This is a genomic window from Pseudophaeobacter sp., assembly GCF_039971195.1.
Classification (GTDB): Bacteria; Pseudomonadota; Alphaproteobacteria; order Rhodobacterales; family Rhodobacteraceae; genus Pseudophaeobacter.
The window spans coordinates 1-6831 of record NZ_JBDWPJ010000238.1; the positions used below are offsets into that span (position 1 = coordinate 1).

The 6831-nt window shown below is 61.6% G+C and carries 7 protein-coding genes; 4 read left to right on the forward strand and 3 right to left on the reverse strand.

Annotated elements, in window-relative coordinates:
• The first annotated feature begins 13 nt into the window (after positions 1–13).
• From ABJP42_RS20585 to cobA, 3 genes are read left to right on the forward strand one after another with little or no spacing between them, the layout of a single operon-like run.
• Positions 14–163, forward strand: a complete 150-nt coding sequence (locus ABJP42_RS20585) for a (2Fe-2S)-binding protein (protein WP_348343838.1) — start codon at positions 14–16, stop codon at positions 161–163.
• Positions 160–1101: a glycosyl transferase family protein gene (locus ABJP42_RS20590; protein WP_348343826.1), complete on the forward strand. Its 942-nt coding sequence runs from the start codon at positions 160–162 to the stop codon at positions 1099–1101. Before ABJP42_RS20585 ends, ABJP42_RS20590 begins: the two co-directional genes overlap by 4 nt.
• Positions 1098–2051 (forward strand): uroporphyrinogen-III C-methyltransferase, encoded by a 954-nt coding sequence (cobA, locus tag ABJP42_RS20595; protein WP_348343828.1) that lies wholly within the window; start codon positions 1098–1100, stop codon positions 2049–2051. The genes ABJP42_RS20590 and cobA overlap by 4 nt, the downstream gene beginning before the upstream one ends.
• A 24-nt stretch (positions 2052–2075) precedes the next feature.
• On the opposite strand, the gene ABJP42_RS20600 is transcribed toward cobA, so the two are convergent.
• Positions 2076–3263, reverse strand: coding sequence for an alanine racemase (locus tag ABJP42_RS20600; RefSeq protein WP_348343830.1), 1188 nt, complete (start codon positions 3261–3263; stop codon positions 2076–2078).
• Positions 3260–4510: a D-arabinono-1,4-lactone oxidase gene (locus ABJP42_RS20605; RefSeq protein WP_348343832.1), complete on the reverse strand. Its 1251-nt coding sequence runs from the start codon at positions 4508–4510 to the stop codon at positions 3260–3262. The genes ABJP42_RS20600 and ABJP42_RS20605 overlap by 4 nt, the downstream gene beginning before the upstream one ends.
• 211 nt (positions 4511–4721) lie before the next feature.
• Here ABJP42_RS20605 and ABJP42_RS20610 point away from each other — a divergent pair, with 211 nt between their 5' ends.
• Positions 4722–5033 (forward strand): DUF1272 domain-containing protein, encoded by a 312-nt coding sequence (locus tag ABJP42_RS20610; protein WP_348343834.1) that lies wholly within the window; start codon positions 4722–4724, stop codon positions 5031–5033.
• Between the two features lie 95 nt (positions 5034–5128).
• Here the strand turns inward: ABJP42_RS20610 and ABJP42_RS20615 are convergent.
• Positions 5129–6831 (reverse strand): GcvT family protein (locus tag ABJP42_RS20615; RefSeq protein ID WP_348343836.1); only part of this gene is annotated, 1703 nt, incomplete at its 5' end.

Below are 6831 nucleotides of genomic sequence, written 5' to 3' on the forward strand. Positions count from 1 at the left end.
TCTCAATGTCGGCATCAACACTCTGCGCGCGGCGATCACCGCCGGGGCCTCCACCGTCGAAGCCCTGGGCGAAGTCACCTGTGCAGGCACCAATTGCGGCTCTTGCAAGCCAGAGCTGTCAACCCTGTTGGATGCCACCCGCATCCCGATGGCCGCGGAATGAGTCTGGCGCCTTTTGTCCGCATCGTGGCCCAGGGCAAGGGCCGCGCCAGAGCCCTGACGCAGGAGGAGGCGTCAGAGGCCATGGGGGTGATCCTGGCGGAAAAGGCAGCCCCCGAGGCACTGGGCGCCCTGCTGATGGTGCTGCGTCTACGCGGCGAGACCGATGCAGAGATTGCCGGTTTTACTGCCGCCCTGCGCCGCGTCACTCCAGCCGACCAACAGGCGGATCTCGACTGGCCCTGTTATGCTGCCGGGCGCAGCCGTGGGGCACCACTGTTTGTCCTGGCCGCTAAACTGGTAGCCCAGGCGGGCTATCGCGTCGCTTTGCACGGCTGGAACTCGCATCAGGGCAGCCAGGCGGATCTGCGCCAGGCTCTGCACAGGCTGCAGATCGTGGGCGATGGCCTCACCTATACGCCACTGGAAGAGCTGAACCCCCTGGCCTTTGACCTGCTGAACCTGCGCGATACCTTTGGCCTGCGCAGCTGCATCAACACAGTGTTGCGGATGTGGAATCCCTTTGGTGCACAGGCTTCAGTACAGGGCGTGTTCCATCCCTCCTACCGGGGGCTGCAATCGCGCGCCGCTACACTGCTCGGGGATCAGAACCTGCTGGTAATCAAGGGCGGCGGCGGAGAGTTCGAACGCAACCCAGCCAAAGACACCGCCCTGTTCGGGCTGCGGCAGGGGGTGGAGATCGACGCCCTGGCCCCCGCCCTGCTGGAGGACAGCCGCCGCCTGCACGAGCCGGATCACGCCATCGATATTGCCGCGCTTTGGTCGGGTGCCGAGACGGATGGCTTTGCCAGCTCTTGCGTCATCGGCACCGCTGCCCTGGCGCTTTGGACCCAGGGCGCCGCCCCCAGCCTCACAGAAACCACAGCCCTGGCCACGGATCTATGGACCAACCGCCACAGCCAATCCCGGAGATCATCATGAAGACCCTGCCCATGCAGCTGCAAACGCGTCCTGCCCTGTCCGATGCTTCGCCCAGCCCGCGTGGCATCGCGTGGCTTTCCTGCCTAGTGCTGCGTCGGATGGCAGCGCTGCTTCCTTTTGATTTTGATCTCACAGGGGGCACAGGCACTGCCCGCCGGATTGCTGCCAAAAGCGGTGAGGCGCAGGCAAAGCGGCTGATCAAAACCGCCATCAGGACGGCAAAACCCGGTTTGCAGGGTAGCGGCACGGTTGCGCTTGTGGGGGCAGGGCCAGGCTCCAAGGACCTGATCACCCTCCGCGGGGTGCAACGAATGCAAGAGGCGGATGTGATCTTTTATGACCGGCTGATCGAGCCCGAAATCCTCGACCTTGCGCCTGCCAAGGCAAAGCGGATTTATGTCGGCAAGGCCCCCGGTTGCCATCACTGGCCGCAGGAAAAGATCTCGGAGGCGCTGGTCGCCATTGCCGGGCAGGGCAAACGGGTGGTGCGGCTGAAATGCGGTGATCCCGGCGTCTTTGCCCGTGGTGCCGAAGAGGCTGACGCCCTGGCGGCAGCCAATATCCCCTACGAGATTGTCCCTGGCGTGACCGCAGCCAGCGCCGCTTCGGCAGCGCTTGGTGGGTTTCTAACGGAACGGGGCACCTGCGACACCCTGGTGCTGGCCACCGGGCAAACCAAGGATAGGGCTGGCAACGCCTCCTGGATCTGTCAGCTGCAACCGGGAACCCGCATGGCGATCTATATGGGGGTTGGCGCTGCTGAAAGCACTGCAAGAACCCTGTCAGAGGCAGGACTGGCGCAGAAGGTCAGCATTGATATCGTCTCGCGCGCACAGCAATGCGATCAGGTGATTGCCCACTGTACAGCGACAACTCTGGTAGAGACCATCCAGCGTCAAGAGATATCAAACCCGGCAATCATGTTCCTGACCCGCACCCATGACGCCTAGGTCATAAAGGCCTTGTAGGAGGCGCTAATGCGTGCCCGACAGGGCGTGCCAGGTCTCGGCGATCCGGCCCTCTGACAAAACCAGAACCTCGCCAAATTCGGGGATCACCGCCTCGCTTTGATGTGGGTGTAAAAAGGCAAAGTGATCCACCGGGGAAGCCTCCAGCTGCGGTCCGGCCCATACCTCCTGATTGGAGGAGCGGCCAAAGATCCCCGAATAGTCATAGCCCTGCGGGTGCACTGGTGTGGCTTTCCAATAGCCACCGTAGATCGCCAGATTGGCGCGGTGGCGCCAGCGCAGCAGCCTGCTCAGCGGTTCAAGCCCCGGGAGCGGATTATTGGCGCGGTATTTCAGAATCGGGGTGGCGATGAACATCGCGGGCAAAAAGCCCTCTGTTGCGGGCAGGGTGAAATCCTGCGGCTTGACCAGCACGGACCCCAAAGAGATTTCGCTGACGCCCTGCACCGAACTGTAATTGGCAAAGGTGAGACTGCCGCCGGTATTGACCAGCGCGGGCTGTCCTGATTGCTGCGTCACCCCCGCCTGTTGCAATAGCTCAGCCGCCGTTTTCAACCCCTGATCGACCAGGCGCTTTGACCGTTTGTGTAAGGGCGCAGGCAATTTTGCCAGATGCGGCTCATAGCCCATGACGCCTTCCAGCCGCAGCGCGGGCATTTGCTGGATCTCCGACACCAGAGCGGCAAGATCTGCCGGATCAACCCCGCCCCGGTGCAGCCCTACGTCCAGCTCAATCGCCACCCGCAGGGTCACGGCGCGCGCTGCTGCCAGGGCGGCATATTGTTGCGCGCGGTAGAACGTATCGATCAGCCAGATCACCTGGTCCGGCGCGTTCAGCTGTTGGTCCAGTACAGCCGCCGCAGCCGAAGCAGGCAGCGGCTTGCCCAGCAGATGGTCCAACTGCGGGCGCTGCTGCAGCAGGCCTTGCAACATGCCAGCAGAGAAGGTCATGACCCCAACGGCCCCGAGTTTTTCCACCGCCAGATCCAACATTGGTAGCGCGGCCAGGGATTTGGCCACCACCCGCAGGCCAATGCCGGGCTGCGCCCTGCTGCGGGCCAGCTCCAGATTGGCCAGAAACCGCTCTTGGTCGAGCACCAGACAGGGCAGATTTTGCCCCGCGCCTTGCAGGATCTGATCCCATTGATTGAAATCCGGCAGGGAGATTTCCAGCGGGGTGGCTATCTCGCTCATGGTAAAAACATCTCCGCCAGGGGAGGCGACAGAAAGCGCCCCTTTGGGTCCAGCCGGGCGCGCAGGGCGTCAAACTTGCCCAGATCGGGATAGAGCTCTTCCAGATCGCGCCGTTTCAGACTGTGCATTTTGCCCCAATGTGGCCGCCCGCCCGCCGCGCGAAAAATTGCTTCGCAGTCACGGAAAAAACCTGCGTAGTCCTGGCTGCTATGCATATGCACCGCCACCGAGACCCGCGCCCCGTGCTGGAACGGCGACAGCCAGGCGCTATCTCCGGCGGTCTGGCGCACCTCGATCGGGAACCAGACATCGCGGTGACGGGTCTCTATCACTCTGGTGATCTCGCGCAGCACCGCTTCGGCCTCAGCCGGGGGCAAGTGATACTCCATCTCGTTAAACCGCATGGCACGGGTCGAGCTGAGCACCCGCCAGCTCTCTCCGATATAGTCTTCGTCGCTTTGCAGCTTCAGCATCAGACCCAGCACCGCCCGTTGCAGGCTGGGGTGCACATGGCGCAGGGCGCTGGCCGCTTTCATCACCTGCAAACCAAGGGCATCCAGATCCACCGGCGGTTTGCTTGGCGCATCCGGGGTGACATCATGGCTGATCTGCACCCCCTTGCCACTATGGGGCAGCAGGAAGAACTCATAGCAACGATGCGCGGCCCAGTTGTCATGCATATGCGCCAACAGGTCTTCAAGGGGGCGCACCCCGACCCGACGGCGCAGGTTGAAGGCGGGCACAGTGTTGAGCTCAATCTCCAGCAGGATGCCCAGCAGGCCAAGGCTGACCTGCACGCCCGGCAGATCCTCTGATGCAATCTCCACCAAGTCACCAGTGCCCGTGAGAAGCTGTGCGCCACTCATCTCAGCCGCGATGCAGGGCAGAGTTTGCCCGGTGCCATGGGTGGCAGTCGACATGGCCCCTGCCAGGGACTGCACATTGATGTCGCCAAGGTTGCGAAAGGCTTGGCCTTTGTCGCCCAGCGCCGCTGAGAGCTCATGCAACCGGGCATTGGCATTGACCCGTGCTGTGCCCTCTGAGCTGGAGAGGACTGTCGGCTTTTCAAAATGATCCAACCGCAGGATCTGGCCACCGCCTGTCACCAGCGGGGTAAAGGAATGCCCGGCCCCGACAGGACGTAGCGGCCCTGTCGCTGAAGAGATCTGGTCCTGCAGCTGGCGAATCGAGGAGGCCGCCACAACAGCGGCCTCAGAGGTCTGACATCCCGACCAGTTCGTCCACATCGCAGTCCCCTCGTTCTCAAGTTGCCTCTGCCGATAGTCTAGCCCCAGCCCCCCCGGGACAAACAATGCTAACCCCGCGTCAAGCCATGCCGACGGCACCCCAAAGCTGATGCGGACACCGCATGACGGCAAAGGGTGTTATTAGCATGACAGCCTGCCGTAGCTCTGCCATCCTGCCAATCGGATCACTAAAAGTTACAGGATTTTGACCATGCTGGACCTTCGACCCAATTGCGAGCTTTGCGACACGGACCTGCCGCCGCAGTCATCTGAGGCCCGGATCTGCAGCTACGAATGCACCTATTGCGCCACCTGCGTCGAAAAGCTCGCCAATGTCTGCCCGACCTGTGGCGGAGGCTTTGCGCCGCGCCCCATTCGCCCGCAAAAAGCCTATCGCCCCGAATTGAAGCTGGGGTTGGCCAATCACCCCGCCAGTGACAAGCGACGTTTCTCCAAGTTCACTTCCGAAGACATTGCCGCCCATGTGGCGCGGATCAAGGATATCCCACCTGAACAACGCTAGGCTGCGACCGGATCCTCAAAAAAGCAAACGGGGTGCCGCACAGCACCCCGCTCTGTTTCACGTCATCACTGGCAGCAAGATCACTGGCAGCAGGGTCAGACCTTCACCCGCTCCGATTTGGGATCATACATCGGCTTCAATGAGGCCTCGGCCCGTACCCGCGTTCCCATGACGTCAATCTCATAGGTCGAGGCCAGAACCTCTGCGGCTTTTTCCCCTTCGCAGGGCACATAGCCTAGCCCCATGGCGCCGCCAAGGGTATGGCCGTAGCTGCCTGAGCTGAGATAGCCGACGATCTCGCCATCGCGGATCAGCGGTTCGTTGTGATAGAGCATCGGTTCGGGATCAGTGAGCTTGAACTGCAGCATCCGCATCTTGGGGCCGGTTTCCTTGCGCTTTAGCACCGCGTCGCGCCCGATGAACGACGGCTTGTCGGTTTTCACTGCAAAGCCAAGCCCGGCATCAATGACATGGTCCTCGCAGGTGATGTCATGGCCAAAATGGCGGAAGCCTTTTTCGATCCGGCAACTGTCCATCATATGCATACCACAAAGCTTGAGCCCCATGTCCTGACCCGCCGCGTGCAGGGTTTCAAAGGCATGGCCGGCCATATCTGCACCCACATAGACCTCCCAACCCAGCTCACCCACATAGGTTACGCGATGGACCCGGGCGAGCCCCATGCCCAGTTCGATCTCCTGCGCGGTGCCAAAGGGGTTCACCGCGTTGGAGAAATCATTGGGGGAGACTTTTTCCAGCAGTTTGCGCGCATTTGGTCCCATCACCGCCAGCACGCCCTCACCTGCTGTGACATCAGTGATCACCACCCGGTGCGCGCCGACGTGGCGCCGCATCCAGGTCTCATCCGCCAGACGGGTCGCCGCCGGGGTCACTACCAGATAGGCGGTCTCGCTCAGCCGGGTGACGGTCACATCCGCCTCGATACCGCCACGAGTGTTGAGGAACTGGGTATAGACGATCTTGCCCGCGGGCACGCTGAGGTTGGCGCCACAGACGTGGTTCAGGAAGGCCTCGGCATCCGGGCCTTCGACACGCAGCTTGCCAAAGGAGGACATATCATACATGCCGACATTTTCCCGCACGGCGCGGTGTTCGGCGGCAGAGTTCTCGAACCAGTTCTGCCGTTTCCAGCTGTATTCGTATTCCGGTTTCTGACCTTCATTGGCAAACCAGTTGACGCGTTCCCAGCCGGCCAGTTCGCCCATCACCGCGCCCTGTTCCACCAGGTGATGGTGGAAAGGCGTGCGCCGCACTCCGCGGGCCGTGGCCTTTTGCCGATACGGGAAGTGATCGGCATAGAGCAGACCCAGCGTTTCCTTGGAGCGTTCAAACAGATAGTGTTTGTTGCCCTGGAAGGGCTGCATCCGGCTGATGTCCACATCGCCCAGATCAAAGGGTTTCTGCCCTTCGTCCATCCACTGCGCCAGCGCCATGCCGGCGCCGCCCGCGGACTGAATGCCAATCGAGTTGAAGCCCGCAGCCACCCAAAAGTTGTCCATCTCTGGTGCCAGCCCCAGATGATAGGCATCATCGGGGGTAAAACTCTCGGGCCCGTTAAAGAAGGTATGAATGCCGGCCTCGCCCAGCATCGGCATCCGGTTGCAGGCCTGTTCCAAAATCGGTTCAAAATGGTCAAAATCTTCCGGCAGCTGGTCGAATTCAAAACTGTCGGGGATACCCTTCATCGCCCAGGGTTTTGCATTGGGTTCAAAGGCCCCCAGCAGCATTTTCCCCGCGTCCTCCTTGTAATAGGCGCATTCATCCGGCACCCGCAGCA

Coding starts and splice junctions, on each gene's coding strand:
- ABJP42_RS20590 (WP_348343826.1), top strand. CDS start 160: ATGAGTCTGGCGCCTTTTGTCCGCATCGTGGCCCAGGGCAAGGGCCGC.
- cobA (WP_348343828.1), top strand. CDS start 1,098: ATGAAGACCCTGCCCATGCAGCTGCAAACGCGTCCTGCCCTGTCCGAT.
- ABJP42_RS20600 (WP_348343830.1), bottom strand. CDS start 3,263: ATGAGCGAGATAGCCACCCCGCTGGAAATCTCCCTGCCGGATTTCAAT.
- ABJP42_RS20605 (WP_348343832.1), bottom strand. CDS start 4,510: ATGTGGACGAACTGGTCGGGATGTCAGACCTCTGAGGCCGCTGTTGTG.
- ABJP42_RS20610 (WP_348343834.1), top strand. CDS start 4,722: ATGCTGGACCTTCGACCCAATTGCGAGCTTTGCGACACGGACCTGCCG.